The organism is Chitinophaga sp. 01L420 (genome assembly GCF_056399985.1).
This window is the reverse complement of sequence record NZ_JBFTSK010000029.1, coordinates 74690-94957: the sequence shown is the minus strand read 5'-3', so window position 1 is coordinate 94957 and position 20268 is coordinate 74690. Positions and strand designations below refer to the sequence as shown.

Below are 20268 nucleotides of genomic sequence, written 5' to 3'. Positions count from 1 at the left end.
ATTTGCATCAATACAAACAGGGAAGGAACATGCAAAAGATTTTCCAAAAGGAGCTTACTGCCAGTCTGCAGAGGCATAGCCAGCATATAGCCATCGAGGACAACGGAAGGCTGGTTTCCTATTCCGGACTGTTGTCGGCTGCCAACAAGGTAACACGATTTCTGCAGTCACAGGAAGTAGTAAGGGAAAGTATTATCGGTATCATGATAGATGACAGGGCCGACCTGATTACCTGCATCACTGGTGTAGCCAATGCGGGCTGTGTCTTTGTGCCTATTGATGCTTCCCTGCCTGATAAGCGCCTTGTTGCGATCCTCCGTGAACTGAAATGCCGGCTTGTCATTTCAAGCCGAAAACACGAATTGAAAACGGCGTTTAATGCAATGCCGACCCTGAAACGCTACAGCTTTGAACATATTTTGGAGCAACCACCGGAAACCGATGATTTGCATCTGCAATATCCCGAATACCGGGAGGATGATTCCCTCTATATCTATTTTACATCGGGAACAACAGGACAGCCGAAAGGGATCATCGGAAAGAACAGTAGCTTGTTGCAATTCCTGCAATGGGAAATCACTGCCTTTGGCATAGATAGTACTTCCAGATGTAGTCAGTTTATCAGTCCCTATTTTGACGCATTTCTGAGAGATGTATTTGTGCCTTTACTTTCCGGTGGTACGGTATGTATTCCACCGGCACAGGATGATTTTTTTACACCTGAGAAAATGGTTCACTGGATTGATGAGCAGCGTATAACGATGATCCATTGTGTGCCCAGTATCTTCAGGATTTTTAACAGCAGGGATTTGACGCAACAGCATTTCCGGAGCCTGGAGTATGTGTTTTTGTCGGGGGAAAGAATTATACCTGCAGAACTGAAATCATGGTTTGAAACTTTTGAAGGCCGTATAAGGCTGTTCAACCTGTATGGTGCAACGGAAACAACCATGATCAGAGCTTATTATGAAATCAACTTCAGCGATACACAAAGTGAAAGGATACCCATCGGGAGACCTATCAGTGATACAGAACTTATCATCGTGAACGAGGGACTGAAGGCCTGTGGTACAATGGTAATCGGTGATTTGTACATTGTTTCGGATTATATTTCGAAAGGGTATCTGAATAATTCAAAGCTAACGAAAGAGTTGTTTGTGAAGCTGCCGGCTGCATCCCTACAAGCCATGGCTTTTAAAACGGGAGATAAGGCCAGGAAACTGCCGAATGGGATGATAGATCTGTTGGGCCGGGGAGATAACCAGGTTAAATTAAGAGGTATCAGGGTAGAGCTTTCAGAAATTGAAAATGCCTTGCTGATGTCAAAGTATGTCAGTAGTGTGGTATGCTCAAAAATTACGGGAGATAACGGAGAGGATACCCTGGTGGCCTTTATTATAAGGGATCCGGAACTACCTCCCGGATTTTCCATTCTTCCTATGATCGGAATGTACCTGGAGAAGCATTTGCCGTCATATATGATTCCTTCTAAAGTCATAGAAACAAGTGTATTCCCGTTGCTGAGCAATGGTAAAATTGATCATAAATCGCTGATCAGGCAGATTGCTGAGGGAAATATTATTGCCCCTGAGAATGAGTTGCAGGAACAACTGCTCGAAATCTGGCAGGAGCTATTGGGAGACTATCCTATTTCCATTGATGATAGCTTTCAGAGCAAAGGAGGAAATTCGTTAAGCATGATGCGGCTGATAGGACGGATTTACAACAGGTTTACTATAAGGATAACACTGGCCCAACTGTTCGGTCATCTTACCATCCGCAAACAGGCTGTTTTGATAGCGGAAGTTTGCAGTGATAATGTATTCCGGATAAATCCGGCAAGTGAAACAGCTTTCTATAACTTATCACAGGGGCAGGAAAGAATATATTACAGTTGTCAGCTCGACAAATCGAGCACCGTGTATAATATGCCGATGGCATGGGAAATTGCAGGCGTATATGACCGCTTTAAAATTGAGTCCGTTTTGAAACAACTTATTGCACGTCACGAAAGTTTGAGGACCGGATTTAAAATTGAAAACGGCAACCTGTGTCAGGTGATAGCGGRGCAGGTAGATTTTTCCCTGTCGGAAACGGAGACGGAAGAAGGCGATTTACAGCAAACTATTTCAGCGGCTGTCAGGCCATTTGATTTGAGCGAGCCTCCCCTTTTCAGGGCATCGGTATTATTGATGCGCAATGGCACCCGTATACTGCTGATAGATATTCATCATATCATTTGCGACGGCATTTCTGAATTCATTCTCGGCAATGAGTTTATGCAGTTGTATCAGGGAAGGGAACTAGCTGCCACGGCTTTTCAGTATAAAGATTATGCTGAGTGGGAGCATCAGTTTACAGCTACCAGTGAGTATCTCCGGTCAATGAAATTCTGGCTGAATATGTTTGAAGGTGAATTGCCTGTGCTGGCGTTGCCTTCCGTCAGTAAGCATATTAAAGAGGTAAGTTATGAGGGGGGAAGTATTGATTTTGAGATTGAGCGCCATATTATAGATGCAATTGCAGCGGAATGTAGCGGAGAAACCATTACCAGGTCTTCCGTTCTCTACGCTGTTTTTTTCGTATATCTGTCACAGTTAACTGGTCAGAAAGATCTTACAGTAGGCCTTGCCGTGTCCGGAAGATCTCAGTATGAAATCGAGCATGTGGTCGGAATGTTTGTGAAAACACTGGCAGTGCGTTACCAGTTAAATATTCATATGTCCTTCAGTAGCTTTGTTAGGGAGCTGCATCAACTGTTGGTACAGGCAAATAGTCACCAGCACTATGACCTGGTCAGTATTATGGATGAGCTAAACAAATCGAGGGAAACGCCGGTTAAGAGTCTGTTCAGTGCGCTATTTGCCTTTCAGAATTACAATGTTGTCAATGATGCTTATACAGGCAATGATTTTCCGCCTGTAGTTTTGGATAGTACTACATCCAAGTATCCGCTATCCCTGATTGTAAACGAAATGGAGCGCAATTATTTATTCAGGCTGGAATATGCGTCATTGTATTTTACCCGCGAAGATGCTCAATTGTTGGCGGAAAACTTTAAATTGCTGACAGTGGCGATTGCTGCTGGTACAAAAGGACCGTTGATAACCACTATCAGCGGCAACAGCAAGGTCCGGGCACAGATGGAAGATGACATTGTTTTTGATTTTGCAGATGAATAAAAAGCTGCTTGCCGGATGTATCAAAACCAGACACTTACTGTTCATTTCCGGACAATCAGACATCTCGCGAAAGAACTTAAGTTGTTTATTATCAGTCTGTTGCTTTTTTGGCATATAATTCCAAGTCGATAAAGGTTAATCTATCCTGCGAAACGATATAAAATAACTGAAGTAATGGTTAAAAACTATCTTAGAATTACCTTCCGTAACCTGTTTGGCAATAAGGAACATGCGCTCATCAACATCTTTGGGCTCACCGTTGGTATAACTGTTTGTTTGCTCACTTTTCTCGTAATCAGGTTCGTAAGCAGCTTCGATAATTTCCATAGCAACAGAGATCATATCTACAGGGTAGTATCGGTGTTTAAAACACCTAATGGCCTCAACTACGAGTCCGGGGTTTCATTCCCAACGGGGCCTACGCTCCGGCAGGAATACGGAGATATGGTAAAGGTGGCCTCTATTTTAAGCCTTGGAGGCAATGGTCAGATTAATGTATTGAACAACCTGAACGATGCATCGGTTGCACAGAAGTTCAAAGAAGAAAGTGGTATACTTTACGCAGAACCAGAATTCTTTGAATTATTTGATTTCAAATGGCTGTCGGGAGATAAAGCATCCGCATTGAAGGAACCCAACACGGTGGTGCTTACGCGTTCAGTGGCAGAGAAATACTTTGGTAACTGGCAGTCTGCTGTTGGCAGACTCCTCAAACTGGACAATACCTTAACGCTGCGTGTCTCCGGTATTCTCGATAATCCTCCCGCCAATACCGATTTCCCGCTGAAAGTGGTCATCTCTTACATCACCCTCCGGAATACCCCTATCAATCCCCGTCTTACAGATTGGACGAGCGTATTCGCACAGCACTATTGTTTTGTGTCATTGGATAAAAATATATCGGAAAACCAATTCAATAAAAGGCTGGATGATATCGTACAGCGATATAAACCGATAGAGAACCGCAATGAGGGAATGATGCTGCTGCCATTGAAAGATATGCATTTTGACACCAGGTATAATACATTCAATAATCATCCTTTCAGCAAAAACCTTATCCTTGCATTGAGTCTGATCGGGTTGTTTGTATTGGTGATTGCCTGCGTTAATTTTGTCAACCTTGCCACTGCACAGGCAATTAACCGCTCGAAAGAAGTGGGTGTCCGTAAAGTGTTAGGCAGTTCCAGGGCACAGTTATTAATACAGTTTGTGGGCGAAACAGGTATGCTGGTGTTCTTCGCTACGCTGTTTGCTGTCATTGTCTGCGAATTTACCCTTCCTTTCCTCAACCGTTTACTGGATACCGCTATCGGACATGACTTTATCGCCGCACCGGAAGTGATTTTGATGCTGATAGCGATTATCATTGGTACTACCTTTTTGGCAGGATTTTATCCTGCGGTGGTTTTGTCCGGATTTAAACCCATCGCAGCGATCAGGAATAAAGTGAACGTCAAAAGTAGCGGCGCCAACATGTTACGGCGTGTTTTGGTGGTGTTGCAGTTTACTATATCACAGGCACTTATTATCTGCGTTTTGATTATTATCGGGCAGATGGACTATTTCAGGTCCAGCCCTATGGGATTCAACAAAGAGGCGATTGTGATCACCCGCATTCCCGGCGACAGTGCAGGCATTTCAAGAATCGATGTACTGGGTAATCAGCTGAGACAGATGTCTGGCGTTCAAAAAGTAAGCTTCAGCTACGGCAGTCCGGTTGATAACAATGACTGGAACAGTGATATTAAATTTAATCACGTACAACAGAATAACCTGGGTGTTAATTTAAAATGGGCGGATGTAGAGTATCCGCAAACCTACGGACTCAAGTTGCTAGCCGGGCGTTTTTATTTCGCCAGCGATACGGTTAAAGATCTGGTTGTAAATGAAACCTTTCTGAAGAAGGTGGGCATCAGTGATCCCCAAAAGGCCATAGGCGCAGTTGTGGAGATCCCCGGCGAAGGGAAGACGGGAACCATCTCCGGCGTAGTGAAGGATTTTAACGTAGCTTCTCTGCATAGCCAGTTGTATCCGGTAATTCTGGGAACCTGGAAACAAACCTATCAGACCGTAAACATCAAAGTGGACCCCTCGAAGTTAAGCAACGTACTACCTAAAATAGAACGGACATGGAAGGAAACATATCCGGACTATGTGTACGAATATCGTTTCCTGGATGAAAGCATTGCCAGTTATTACAAGCAGGAACAACAACTGTCCACATTATATAAGATTTTTGCCTGTGTAGCCATATTTATTTCCTGCCTTGGATTATATAGCCTTGTGTCGTTTGTAGTAGTACAACGTGCGAAGGAAGTAGGCATCCGTAAGGCGCTGGGGGCATCTGCCAGTCACATCGTATTTTTATTCTCCAAAGAATTCACTATCCTCATCGTGGTAGCATTTTTCATCTCGGTTCCCATTGCATGGTATTTTATGCATCGCTGGCTCGAGAATTATGCTTTTCACATAACACCGGGCATAGGATTGTTTGTACTTGCAATAGTCATTTCAATGTTTATCGCCTGGGCGTCAGTGGGGTATAAAGCCGTCAAGGCCGCCCTTGTCAACCCACTTAAAAATCTGAAGGAAAACTGACCCTTTTTTTCCAATAACATATTTTCCTGTATACACACATACAGGACGACATTCCCTTGCGCCTGTTTCGCAGCTTGAACCTTTACACATATGAAAGTCAAAGTGTGCATAAGTCTCCGGACTATGTCTATCCTATGCCTGTTACTATTGCTGAATGCAAATATAGTAGCCCAGAACAGGCTGCCTGTGCTGAATAATATTACTGCTGTTGCAGATACTGGATCACATACCGTCAGCATACATTATTCCGTGTCCGATGAAGATAATGACTCGTTGAAAGTAACCTGTATTGTCACCAACAGTTCAGGAGAAAGGGTACAGGTGGATGCGGGTGATATCAGGGGAGATATAGGATACCCTGTTTGCAGGGGAAAAGACAAAAGTGTATGGTGGAAATTTCGTATTCCCGGCAGGGAGATCGGACAATATACGATCACACTGGTGGCTGATGATCTGCAGACAGTAGATATATCTCACCTCGTTAATCAGGTGGATACGCAGCATTTGAAGAATGATCTTCAGGCCATCTATGGTATGCGTGATATGCATAGTGCGGTAGGCAGATCGCATCTGGATCAGGTAAGAACCCTGCTCAAGGCAAGATTTCTTGGCAGCGGGCTCTCACTGAAAACACAACCGTTATTGACATCTGACAGCATAAAGGGATATAATATTCTGGGGGATCAACAGGGATTAGATAACCAGGCACATACGTATGTACTCTGCGCCCATTATGACGGAGCTCCCGGTAGTCCGGCTGCAGATGATAATGGTTCGGGCGTTGCCGGAATGCTGGAGGTGTTGAACGTGCTATCTAAATACCAGTTTAGCCATAACATCAGGTTCATCGCATTTGACATGGAAGAAAACGGRTGTATCGGGAGCCGTACTTATGTAAACGGAATACTTCAATCCCGCGAGCAGTTGGCTGGAGTTATTAACCTGGACATGATCGGCTTTTATTCTGATGATCCCGGTAGTCAGATCATCCCGGAAGGATTTGATGTACTCTTTCCTGATGCATGTAAGCAAATCAAGGACGGTGGTGCTAAAGGAAATTTCCTGGTAAGTATCACCAATGACAGTTCCAATTACCTGGCAGCCGACTTTCAGCACAATGCTACTGATTATGTTTCCGCGCTCAATTGTATTACACTGACCACACCTGATAATGGAACATTAACGCCCACTATGAGTTCCGGCGATCACGGAAGTTTCTGGCAGGCAGGATACAAAGCAATTTTCATCGGTGATGGAGGGGAAACAAGGGATATTTATCTGGATACGCCGAAAGATGTACTGGAAAATATCAATTATGGTTTTCTGAGTAAGAATGTTAAAGCAATCATCGCTTCTCTCGCAAAATGGGGTGGCATCCGGCATGTGGCGACACAGCATACCGGCATCCGTTTTAAATAAATAAACTGATCTTTTCATGGATACCTTGGTTCAGCTATTAGTGCAGGCGGCATCAGTGCCGGGTAGGGGAATCATGTTCATTGATAGTTCTTCTGCGGAAGATTTTCTATCCTATGCTGATGTACATAAGGCGGCATTCAGGCTGGCAGGTGCTTTGCAGGAGCGTGGAGTGGTTCCGGGCGACGAAATTGTTTTCCTGGTTGCTGATAACAAATCTCTGCTAACGCTTTTCTGGGCAAGTGTGCTCATAAAGGCGGTTCCTGTTCCATTGTCAGTGGGTACTGCAGATGAGCATTACATCAAGCTGTCGCAGGTATGGGAAACACTGACAAACCCGCTGTTGGTACATGATACAGGCATGGAAAGACTGGTAAAGGTTTTGTCTGCCAGTGAGCACAAAGGGGAAGGTCTGCTGCAAATTCAGCAGAAGTCCATCCCATTCAAAGAGTTGGAAGCAGTGAATGTGATACCGGAACTCCCTGCCATCACCGGCAGTGATCTTGCCTATATTCAATTCTCCTCCGGCTCAACTGGTACTCCTAAGGGGGTGACGTTAACGCACGATAATCTTGTTGCGAATACCACCGATATAATGAGCCGCTCAGGTATCACCACCTCGGATCGTTTGCTGAGCTGGATGCCGCTGACGCATGATATGGGAATGATCTGTGCGCATCTTACAGGGGTAAGAGCGGGTATTGATCAGTATATCATGCCGGTTAGTTTATTTATACGCAGACCTTTGTTATGGCTTGAAAAAGCTCATCAGCATAGGATATCTCTGTTGTACTCGCCGAACTTCGGCTACCAGTACCTGCTACAGGCGATGAATAAACAGGAACGATACAACTGGGACCTGTCGGCAGTACGGATTATTTACAACGGAGCAGAACCAATTTTGCTTGGTATCTGCGATGAATTCAGCGCTTCCCTGGAAAAGTATGGATTGAAGTCGACTGCTATATACCCCGGATACGGACTGGCAGAAGCTTCTGTAGCAGTGACATTGCCAGAACCCGGCGATCCGGTGAAAGGATATTTTCTTGACAGAACCTCGCTGAAGGCAGGCGACAAAGTAAGGCAGGCAGCGGAAGCTGATGCAGTTACGTTTGTAGAAGTAGGAAAACCTATTGATGCCTGCCGTGTAAGAATCCGCTATGAAAAGGAAAGAGATGCGGAAGATCATGTGATTGGTGAAATTCAGATCAAAGGCGACAATGTAACCAGCGGATATTATCATAATCAGCCCGCAACTACGGCTGTATTTACTTCGGACGGATGGCTGAAAACAGGCGACCTGGGTTTTATGAACAACGGCAGACTCGTTGTTACGGGCAGGATCAAAAATATCATTATCATCAACGGGCAAAATTATTACCCGCAGGACATAGAAAGGGTAGTGCAGGAAATTGAAGAAATTGGCCCGGGCAAAGTAGTAGCCTGCAGCTTGAGACATGCCACAGAGAGCAGGGATGAGCTGCTCGTTTTCCTGCTGTATAAAGATGCGTTGCCTAACCTGCTGCCATTGATAAATAAGGTCCGCACAAAGCTGCTTCACCAGTTGGGGATCGATGCCGGTAAAATTATCCCTGTCAGAAAAATATTCAAGACCACCAGCGGAAAAATACAGCATCATAAATTTGTGGAAGAATATGAAAGTGGCACATATGATGCGTTGTTGAGTGAAATAGCTGCATTACAGGCGCATGATCATATAGACATCCATGAAGGGGCTGCTACGGAAGACAGGATATTGCCGCTGGCACAGGTTTTATTTCCGGATCATACACTTCTGGTAACTGATAATCTGTTTGAGTATGGCCTTAACAGTTTAAAGGCCAACCTGCTGGTGCTTCGTTTGCAAAAGGCGCTTCATCTGCGTGTAAGTTTAAGTGATCTCTTTGAATATCCTACTGTAGCCGGTTTGGCAGTTGCGATACAGGCAAACGGCGTTCCGGATTTGCTGCCGCTGCCGCGTGTCGATAATCAGGCATTTTATGAAACGGCAGCACTCCAGAAGAAGTTCTGGTTTATGCAGCAGTTACCGGAAAACCAGGGTTTCCTGCATCTGTATAATGCCGATGAGATGATAGGTACACCCGACAGGAATGCGCTCACAAAAGCTTTTGATACCATCATAGACCGTCATGAAAGTTTACGGACTACTTTTCACTTGACTCCGGAGGGATTGTTGCAAAAAATACATGCAGCAGGAGAAGTCAGGTTTGCACTTATTGAACGGGATCTTCAACTGGCTGTTTCAAAAGAAGAAGCATTGCAGGAAGAAATAAAATGGCAGGTACAGCATGCATTTGACCTGGCGGCTGGCCCCTTGCTCCGCGGTGTTCTTTTCAGGATGGGAACCGACCGGTATGTTTTCCTGTTTATCATCCATCATATGGTTTGTGATGGATGGTCGATCGGAATTTTCAGAAAAGAATTTCTCTCACTATATGACTGTTATCATGCAGGACTTCCACCTGAATTGAATGAAGTTAAAAGCCAGTACAGGGATTTTTGCGCATGGCAGCAACAGAGAATGCAATTACCCGTAGCGGAGATACAAAAATCATACTGGAGAAATGTGCTGCTGGCTGCGCCTCCATTGCTCAGGCTCTCTGGTACACCTGCTGCACAACCGCAAACATATTGCGGCCGGTCAATATTATTGGGGTTGTCCCCGTCTTTGACAGAGAAAATATATACCTACAGTCATCAGAGAAATGTTTCCCTGTTTATAACATTGATTGCTGCGCTGCATGTGTTGTTCAGAAAATATACCGGGCGAAAAGATATGCTTTTCGGTACCGATGTTTCCGGAAGAACACATGAGGATCTGCTGGATAATATCGGTTTGTATATCAATACGATCATATTGAGAACGGCTTCCGATAGTGAAGATTCTTTTGAAAAGCTGACAGATAAAGTAAAACATACCGTACTCGGTGCTTTTGAGCATAGCGAATATCCCTTTGAATACCTGGCAGAAGAGCCGGGCATAAGACCGCCTATAGGGTCTCCTTCACTTTTTGATGTGCTGGTATTATTCCAGAATTTTGAACATGGTTTTTCTTTCGAACACAGTTATGCAGATCTGAAAATCAGCCCGGTAAAAACAACTGTTCATTCCAGTATGGTGGATCTGGAGCTGGAGTTCCGGGAAAAACATCATTCTCTGCAATTGAGTATCCGCTATAATTCAGGATTGTTTACAGACGGATTTATAACCACGATGGGTAACCGGTTTGTAAAGTTGCTGGAAGAGATGATGGATGCGCCTGCGCTACCGGTAGGGCAGGTGAATATGCTGGAGCCGGAAGAAGCAGTTCGAATGCTGGATATGTCCCGTGGGCCTGTTGTTGCGGCCCCTCCCTATGCATGTGTTCAGCAGTTTTTTGAAACAGCGGTGGCTGCATTTGGCGATCGCCCTGCCATTATATTTGAAGGAAAACAACTTTCCTATGATGTGTTGAATCGCCAAAGTAACAGGTTGGCACGATATCTCCGGCAGCGGCTGAATATCTCCAGCGAAGACAGAATAGGGGTGCTGTTACCCCGTAATGAGCAAATGATAGTGGCTTTGCTGGCAGTGTTGAAGTCCGGAGCAGCTTATGTGCCGATGGACCCAGATTTGCCCGCTGAAAGAATAGCGTTTATGGCAGCAGATGCCAATGTAAAGGCGATCGTTGTCAGTGATGTTGCTGCTTACACGGGAAAGACAACCAACCTGGAGATAATCCTGCTGAATGAAGGGTGTAGGAATGATATAGAAGAGGAAACCCATAATCTTCCACATTGGAATACGCCGGATGATCTGGCGTATATTATGTACACCTCCGGGTCAACAGGTCAGCCTAAAGGCGTGATGATCACACATCATGCGATGATGGATTATGTGCAGACATTTGCTGCCTATTTTTCCCTTGTTCCGGAAGATAATGTGATTCAGCAAGCATCCCTGTCTTTTGATACTTCTATTGAAGAAATTTTCCCGGCAATATGCAGCGGATCATCGGTGACCATATTGAAAAACGGGGGCCGGGATATAGAAGGAATCTTTACAGCAATAAAAGATCACAAAGCAACGGTGTTGTCAACAACGCCGTTGGTGATAAATGAACTGAACAAGGAAAGCCGGCGGCTGGAAGGGCTCAGGGTACTCATCAGCGGAGGCGATGAATTAAAGCCCTCCTATATTAGTCATCTTCTTGATTTTCCGGCGCTGGAAATCTATAATACATATGGACCTACAGAATGTACTATCTGTGCTACTTATGGAAAAATAAATGAAACAGGAGATGTATACAGTATTGGCCGACCAGTGGTGAACCGGGAAGTATATCTCCTGGACGATCGGCTGCAGCCGGTACCTGCCGGCATGCCCGGCGAAATTTATCTCGGCGGCGCCGGGCTGGCAAGAGGATATGTAAATCCCGGAGAAGATATGCTTCGTTTTATTAAGCATCCATTTCATGCCGGCGCTTTGTTGTTCAAAACAGGAGATATAGGAAGATGGCAGGACAATGGTACGATACAGTTCCTGGGAAGAAGCGATACGCAGGTAAAGATCAGGGGATATCGTGTGGAACTTGCAGAAGTGGAAGCGGCCATATGCCGGCAGCATAACGTAAAAGATGCAGTAGTGCTGGCACGAGAAAATCAGAACGGGGAGAAGTTCCTTGTGGCTTATGTTATTTTTACTCACGAAAACAAACCGGCGGATCTGCTCCGCAGTCTTCAGCATATATTGCCTTACTACGAAATACCTGCTGTTGTAGTTCCGATGAGCGCATTTCCTGCAACCGCCAATGGAAAAATTGACAGGAACGCGATGCCGGCTACAGACAATGTACAGACGGGTTACGATGCATCATTTGCTATGCCCTTGTCTGCAACGGAACAGCAACTTGCGGGGATATGGAGAGAAGTGTTGGGATACCCGCTTCCTGCATTGTACGATAACTTCTTTACGCTGGGGGGAGATTCCCTCAAGGCTATGCGGCTAGTTGCCGGCATTCTGGCGGCATTTGGTGTGAAACTGGAATTTAAGGATATATTCCTGCAGCCGGTCCTGACAGAAATGGCCGGCCTTATCCAGGGTAATGAGCAGGCGGAAGAGGACGGAATACTGCATGTGCCGGACAGTGATTATTACGATGTATCTGCAGCGCAGCAACGTTTATGGGTAATAGATCAGTTTGAGAAAGGATACCTGGGATCCAATATGACCTGGAGGCTCGATATCAGTGGTGCTCTTGACAAACAGGTGCTGGAAAGAAGCCTGCGGCTGATAGCAGCCCGGCATGAAAGTCTGCGTACTGTTTTTGTTCAGATAAACGGACGCCTGGTACAAAAAATATTACAGCAGGTAAGTGGCCTGGAATATCAGGATCTTAGTAATGATCCCGACAGCGAGAAGGTGATCCTGGAGATCATGGAGAAGGAAACAAAAACGCCTTTCGACCTGGAAGCAGGACCATTGCTGAGGGCGAAACTGCTACAGCGAAACAAGGAAAAATACGTCTTGTTGTTGTCGATGCATCATATTATTTCGGATGCCTGGTCTATGAAAATTTTCATCCGGGAACTGCTTGTCTTTTACGAGGCGGGTAAGAATAATATTGCTGACCCGTTGCCGCCAATGCAGTTGCAATACCGGGATTTTACCACCTGGAAAAACAAAGCAGATCTTACTGCTGACTGGCAGGACGCAAAAACGTACTGGATGCGTCAGTTTGAGAAAGGCGTTCCGGTGCTGGAATTACCGACAGATTTTCCCAGACCGGCTACAAAAACATTTAACGGAGACAGTCTGCATTTTGCCCTCACAGATGGCCAATACAGCTCCTTAAAACAGCAGGCACATAAAAACGATACTACACTCTTCGTTACCCTGTTATCCGCATTGGTAACGCTGCTTCACAAATATACCGGCCAGCAGGACATAGTAATCGGAACGCCGGTGGATGAACGAAACCATCATCAGTTAGCGGATCAGATCGGGCTGTATATAAATATGCTTCCTCTCAGATGTCAGATCGACAAAGATCATTCTTTCGGACAGCTACTGACTGCCGTTAAAGAAATTGTGGTGAATGGACTGATGCATCGTGATTATTCCTTCGGACGCTTGCTGGAAGAAGTGCCCATACAGTATAATCAGGGGAGGGCACCGCTGTTTGATGTGATGATGGTTTTTCTGCAGGAAGAAGAAACCGGTGGAGTGATCCATGCTCCTGATGGATTATTGATAGAGAAATATCCGGTACCAGTATCCGTAACACAATTTGATCTGACCTTTATTTTTATACAGTCTGCTGAAAAATTATCCGTTACCATTGAATATAATACCAACCTGTTTACTGCCGCGAGAATAAAGCGGATGGGCGATAATTTCCAACAACTGATCTCCGTTGTGCTCACGGGGGGTACTACGCCTATACGTCATCTTTCTTATATCAGTCTGCAGGAGCAGGAAATGCTCCGGGCTTTTAATAATACACACTTCCGATATCCGGAGGGCCATACGTTGTTGACGCTTCTGACGGATCAGGTAAATAAAACGCCGGATGCGATAGCGCTGGTCTGCAGGGAAAGACAGTTTTCCTTCATGGAGCTGAATGATGCTGTTAACCGGTTGTCGCACTACCTGATACATACCTGGTCGGTAAAAGCGCCGGATATAATCGGCATTATGCTTGACCGTTCGGAGAAATCGGTCATCACGTTATTGGCTATATCTAAAACAGGGGCCTGCTTCGTAAATATTGACCATACACTTCCGGAGGCCAGAGTAGCCTATATCATACAGGATGCCGCGCCTAAGCTGCTTCTCCTGGAAGCTGGTCTTGCCGGAAAAGCGGCAGGCTATACGGGCACCGTGATTGATATTGACGCGGTGGATCTGGTAGGTTATGATACAACTGAACCGGCGGTACCTTTTGTACCTGAAGATCTTTGTTATATCGTATATACTTCCGGTTCAACCGGTAATCCAAAAGGAGTATTACAAACGTTCCGCATGATGTTCAACCTCACGCTGTGGGACCTTTATGGCTCGCAGTTGGGATGGGGGCTGTCACTGCTGCAATACGCCTCTTTCAGTTTCGATGCATCCTATCACGATGTTTTTTTCAGTCTTTCTTCCGGAGGGAAAATTTTTCTTATCCCGGAAAATATGCGGTTGAACTTCCCTGTGTTGAAGGATTATATCACACAACAGGGTATTGAGATTATTTCTTTCCCGTTTTCAGTGCTGAGTCAGTTCTTCAGTCAGGTAGATGACAATGGATTTGGGCTGGTAAAACATATTATTTCCACTGGTGAACAATTGCTGGTAGGCGCGGGATTAAAGAGTGTGTTGAAAAAGTATCCGCATATTTATCTGCACAATTTTTACGGGCCATCCGAAACCCATGTAGTTACAGCCTATCTGGCAGATCCGGCGCGTCCGGACCTGATGTTGAGGCCACCGATAGGCAAGCCGATTTTCAATTCAGATATACATATTCTTGATGCGGATGTACAGCCGGTGCCTGTTGGCGTACCGGGAGAGATACACATCGGAGGAGATAATCTGGCTCCCGGTTATCTCCGTCTTTTGTCAATGACCAAAGAAAGATTTGTTAACATACATGTTCATGGCAGGGAGATACCGGTATATCGTTCGGGCGATATTGGTTACTGGCTGGATGACGGCAATATCATCTTCACGGGCAGAAAAGATAAACAGATAAAGATCAGAGGCCATCGTATTGAGCCGGCTGAGACAGAAATATTACTGTTAAAACATGAGGCAGTAAAAGAAGCGATTGTGCTCACGGACAAAAACAGCCGGGGGGAATATGTACTGCTGGCTTTTTACATATTAAAGCAGGAGTTCCGTGGGAGTGAAGAATATAATGCTGCGGCGTTGAAAAATTATCTCGCCGTTTACCTGCCGGATTATATGCTGCCTTCGAGGCTGGTATGTCTCGACACTTTCCCTCTTACGCCAAATGGAAAGGTGGATACTGCGTTATTAATCCGGGAACAGGAAAGTGCATCAGTGGTGGCTGTTATAAATAATGAACCGGTTAGCAGGCAGCAACAGAAGCTGGCGATGATCTGGGATGAAGTACTTCGTTGCGGCCCCGTGCATCCTGATGACAACTTTTTTGACCTTGGTGGACATTCGCTGAATGCAACAGCTGTTGTTACCAGAATACATTACAGGCTGAATAAAAAACCGGATTTACGGTCTGTGTTTGCCTATCCCACTATCCGTAAACTGGAGCAGCATATTGCGCATCTGCCGGAGGAAAACAGCCCCGTTATTCCAGCCGCATTGGCTGCAGATGCGTATGAACTGTCTTTTGCACAACAGGATTTCTGGATATTGGACCGGTATGAAAAGAATCTGACTTCCGCGCATAATATGTCATCTGCTTATAGATTCGGGAATGACTTTAATCCGGAGTTGTTCTGCCGCGCATTTATTGAGGTGGTGAAACGACATGAAATATTGAGGACTACCTTTTTTACGAAGGATGATAAGCCATGGCAAAAGGTACACTCATATGCAGAAAGCGGAATTGTATTGCATCCGGAAGACTGGAGAACACGTGACAATGCAGCGCAGGATCTGGAAACGTTGATCATGCAGGAACAGTTGCAGGCGTTTGACCTGGAGAAAGGGCCGCTGCTGAGCGCGCGGCTGCTGCAGACAGCGGATGATTCCTTCGTTTTTATCTTTACTATTCATCATATTATCTCTGATCAATGGTCAACTGCTGTGCTGTTCAAAGATATGGTCACCGCATATGATGCCATTGCACGGGATGATGAATACACTTTACCGCCGTTACGGATACATTATAAAGATTATGCCGGATGGCAGAACAAACTGTTTGCTGCCGGTGCCTGGAATAAAAGCGGCGATTACTGGCTCGATCAGTTTGGTGAGGATGTGCCGGTGCTGGAATTGCTCACTGACTATCCCCGTCCTGCGGTGAAAAGTTTTTCCGGTAGCATGGAAATGCTGCACCTGGACGCTGCTCATACCCTGGCATTGGTCAACATAGGACGCCGGATAAGGAGCTCTGTATTCATGACGTTGTCGGGTGTTGTAAATGCTTTGCTGATGCGGTACACAGGGCAGGAAGATATTGTGCTGGGAACTCCTGTGGCAGGCAGGGATCATTACGACCTGGAAGAGCAGGTAGGTTATTATGTAAACAAACTGGCCATTAGGACAAGGTGCAGCAGAAACGACAGTCTGAAAAATATTTTATTGAGTATGAGGGAAGCGATGCTGGAAGCATTTGTACACCAGGGATATCCTTTTGTTAAGCTGGTGGCCGACCTCGGATTGGAAAGAAATCCCAGCCGCTCTCCGTTGTTCGATGTAATGGTAGTCATGGAGGAGGTAGACGACGACCTGTTACAATTAGCGAAATTCCCTGTTGAAGTGATAGCTCCACAAACAATTGCCGCCGTATTTGATCTGCTGTTCAGATTTGTATTTAAAAACGGAATGGTAACGATTGTAATAGAGTACAATACAGACCTGTTTAAAAAAGAAACCATCATTGAACTGAAAGAAGACCTGCTCCAACTGATCTCTCAACTGATCAGCAATGACCAGGTGCTGTTGTCTGATATCCGTTTTCATGCTGATGCAGACGCAGATGTGGATGCGAGGGCTTTCATGCAATAGTGGTGTGTCTGCTGTCTTATTATTTTTAATCATCGACCTATGGACAAAAAAATAATACATACGGTTTTCGAAGAAAGAGCCAAAGCGTATCCTGATAATATTGGTATCCGAAAAGGCACCAGCGAAATAACTTACGGGGAGCTGAACATAGCTGCCAACAGGCTCGCTCATTTCTTAAGAAGTATTTCCTGGCACGGAGATAAAATCACCGGTGTACTGATGGACCCTGGTATCGAACAGGTAATGTCTATGCTGGCAGTTTTCAAGGCAGGCGTCATATATCTTCCGTTATCCAACGACTTTTCCGATGTAAGATTCAGGCAGATATTTGACAGCTCTTTTCCGCCGGTGCTGATCGTGCAGCAGGAAGCTGAAAAACGCGTATGCGAGCTGCAGAACAGGATAGGTACCTGGGTGGACTACCTGGTGGTGATGGATGAATCGTACGGCTTTACGGTGCAGCATCGCCTGAATGAGGAATATCACCCGATGATAATTGATACCGGAATGCTGCGTGCAGATAATCCTGAACTGATTTCCAGCGGAGAAGATGGAAACTATATATTCTATACATCCGGGTCATCCGGTCATCCTAAAGCTATACTCGGAAAACAGGAAAGCCTGAGTCATTTCATTCATTGGGAAATAAAGGAATTTGGGATCGACAGCAGGCACAGGGTGAGCCAGCTTACGCAGATTACCTTCGATGCCTCCCTGCGGGATATACTCACGCCGCTTTGTTCCGGAGGAGTGCTTTGTATTCCGCCGGAAGCAACAAGACAGCAGCTACATCAACTGATTCAGTGGATCATATCTGAAAAAATAAGCCTGATACATTGTGTTCCTTCCCTGTTCAGAGCGATTACAAAGGAAATGCAGAAAACCAGCGGTACCGGATATAATTTCCCGGATCTCAAATATATTTTGCTGGCAGGTGAGGTGCTCTACGCACGTGATGTATTGCAGTGGCGCGGGCTGGCGGGAGAAAATACGGCGTTGGTTAACCTGTACGGAGCTACGGAAACAACGCTGATAAAAGTGTTTGAACGGATAGGGGAAGTAAGCGGGGACACCGCTACAATATTGCCTGTGGGCAAACCTATTGACAATACTTCTGTAGTAATATTAAACGGGAAAAATATCTGCCGGCCGGGGGAAATCGGAGAAATCTACATCAAAACACCATTTGTATCAAAAGGTTATTACGGTAATGAATCACTGACAAAACAGGTGTTTGTTCAGAATCCGCTGGTGGCGGACAGAGAGGATATTGTGTATAAGACCGGAGATCAGGGACGCTATCTGAAAGATAAACGGATAGAAGTACTTGGGCGTCTTGATGATATGATAAAGGTAAACGGGGTAAGAGTAGAGTTAAGTGAAATAGAGCAGGCGGTATTAAAGAAAGAGGGTATTGAACAAGCAGTCGTTAAAGCACATAAGAACAGTGATAATCAACAGGAGATCATCTGTTACTATACCGGCGCAAACGTTGGCAGAGATGAATTGAGAGCCCATCTTGAAACATTGTTGAACAGGAATATTCTTCCTGGATATCTTATTCAGATGAAGGAATTTCCGCTTACTTCCAATGGAAAAATAGACCGGCGTTCGTTAACCCTCAATAAAGGTTTTTTGATGAACGACCTGGAGTTTAAGGCACCTGTCAATGATACCGAAGTAGCGCTTGAAAAAATATGGACCGGCATACTGGGGATGAACAAGATGAGCAGGGATATTTCTTTTTTTCAGGTAGGAGGCCACTCGCTGAGGGCTGTTCAACTGGCTTCCCGTATCTCCGTTGAATTGGGTGCAGCGCTGAAAATTATGGATATCTTTAGTCATCCTACTATTCAGCAACAGGCGGAATTAATACTAACATTGTCGGAAGGAAATACCGCAACAGTTACCAGAACCGGGGAACAACAATACTATGATGTATCAAACGGCCAGCTCAGATTATGGCTGCAGCATCAACAGCAGGAAGCAGGCGATGTATACAATATTCCGGTGGCCTACCGGTTAAAAGGACCACTCAACACCAGTATACTGCAAAACGCATTATTGGAAGTGATCAACAGGCATGAAAGTGCCCGTACGACTTTTGCCTTTGTTGACGGAGAACTGAAACAGGAAATAAAACCAGCAGCATATTTTAGCTTCAGTCTGGATGCGATAGAACCAGAATCATCTGATAATCCGGAGGCAGCGCTGGCGAAAATATTACAGGAAGAAAGCGCGGTGCCTTTCGACCTGAAAACGGGACCATTGCTCCGGTTTAGCCTTTATCGTACCGGCAATGATGAACATGTGCTGTCTTTTATTATGCATCATATTGTATGCGATGGTTGGTCGATGGAGATCATATTTAAAGAGATAATATTATTGTATAATGCAGGTTTAAAGAAAACAGATCCGCTGTTGCCTTTGACTACGCTGCAATACAGGGATTATGTTGCCTGGCTGAGTGAACATCTTTCGCAGCACCATGAAGGGTACAGCAGGTACTGGAAAAATCAGTTCAGCAGGCCGGTGGCGCCGGTGCAGCTACCGGCAGATTTCCCCCGTCCTCCGAAACAAACATTTAATGCTGCGATGTATGCGTTTGCCGTTGATCAGGATATGGTAGCACAACTCCGGGAAATGAGTATGCAGTGCGAAGTAACGGTTTCCGATATATTGCTTGCTGCGTTCTATATGCTTCTTTATATCCGTACGGGTCAGCAGGAAATAGTAGTTGGTATTACCGTAGCCGGAAGGGAGAAAAGGGAATGGGAGGATATGGTTGGCTTTTTCGTCAACACGCTTCCGCTGCTGGTCAGGTTTAACAACGAAAATACCTTTGAACAATTGTTGTCAACAGTCAAGCATGTTGCGATGGAGGCTTATGCACGGCAACTGTATCCTTTTGATAGTATTGTAACCGACATCAATGCTCCGGTGGACCGCAGCCGTAATCCACTTTTCGATGCAGGATTCCATTTTTACAATATTGATTCGCTGTTCGATGTTGCATCGATTCAACTGGAAGATGGTACGCAACTGTCGGAACTGGATACCGGCCACCGATCGGTGAAAAGTGATATTTGCTTAAAGGCGGTGCTATTGCAACAGCATCTTGAATGCTACTTTGAATACAATAAGGATATATTCAGAGAATCTACCGTGGCTTCGCTGGCAGAAGACCTAATTTTTGTCCTGAACAATATATTACGGCATCCCCATCAGCAAATGGGAGATATAGCCACCTCCTATGCCTCGCGTAAATTAAATGGACAGGAAACGGCGAGGGAACATGTCCGCTTACGCAATCTGCAGCGTTTAATGAAATCATGATCACGCTGTAACAAACCATAGCGTGATAAATACTTC

At 45.3% G+C, this 20268-nt stretch carries 5 protein-coding genes; all 5 read left to right on the top strand.

Annotation, left to right across the window (positions count from 1 at the left end; all coding sequences use genetic code 11):
* Positions 1-29: 29 nt before the first annotated feature.
* The 5 genes from AC1DP6_RS24010 (at position 30) to AC1DP6_RS23990 (ending at position 20232) form a co-directional block, all read left to right on the top strand.
* The gene (locus AC1DP6_RS24010) at positions 30-3182 is read left to right on the top strand and encodes an amino acid adenylation domain-containing protein (RefSeq protein WP_477057112.1); all 3153 of its coding nucleotides are present in this window, start codon (positions 30-32) and stop codon (positions 3180-3182) included.
* Between the two features lie 174 nt (positions 3183-3356).
* Entirely contained in the window at positions 3357-5780 is a 2424-nt protein-coding gene (locus AC1DP6_RS24005; protein WP_477057111.1) for an ABC transporter permease, read from the top strand.
* Between the two features lie 123 nt (positions 5781-5903).
* On the top strand, positions 5904-7199 hold the full coding sequence (locus AC1DP6_RS24000) for a M20/M25/M40 family metallo-hydrolase (RefSeq protein WP_477057110.1): 1296 nt from the start codon (positions 5904-5906) through the stop codon (positions 7197-7199).
* 16 nt (positions 7200-7215) lie between these two features.
* Entirely contained in the window at positions 7216-16896 is a 9681-nt protein-coding gene (locus AC1DP6_RS23995) for an amino acid adenylation domain-containing protein (RefSeq protein ID WP_477057109.1), read from the top strand.
* Positions 16897-16935: 39 nt separating this feature from the next.
* A complete protein-coding gene (locus AC1DP6_RS23990; RefSeq protein WP_477057108.1) occupies positions 16936-20232 on the top strand; it encodes an amino acid adenylation domain-containing protein in 3297 nt (1098 codons plus the stop codon).
* The last annotated feature ends 36 nt before the right edge of the window (positions 20233-20268 follow it).

Bases quoted from the DNA above. Each gene is read 5' to 3' on its own strand.
- AC1DP6_RS24005 (WP_477057111.1), top strand. From the start codon at position 3,357: ATGGTTAAAAACTATCTTAGAATTACCTTCCGTAACCTGTTTGGCAAT.
- AC1DP6_RS23995 (WP_477057109.1), top strand. From the start codon at position 7,216: ATGGATACCTTGGTTCAGCTATTAGTGCAGGCGGCATCAGTGCCGGGT.
- AC1DP6_RS23990 (WP_477057108.1), top strand. From the start codon at position 16,936: ATGGACAAAAAAATAATACATACGGTTTTCGAAGAAAGAGCCAAAGCG.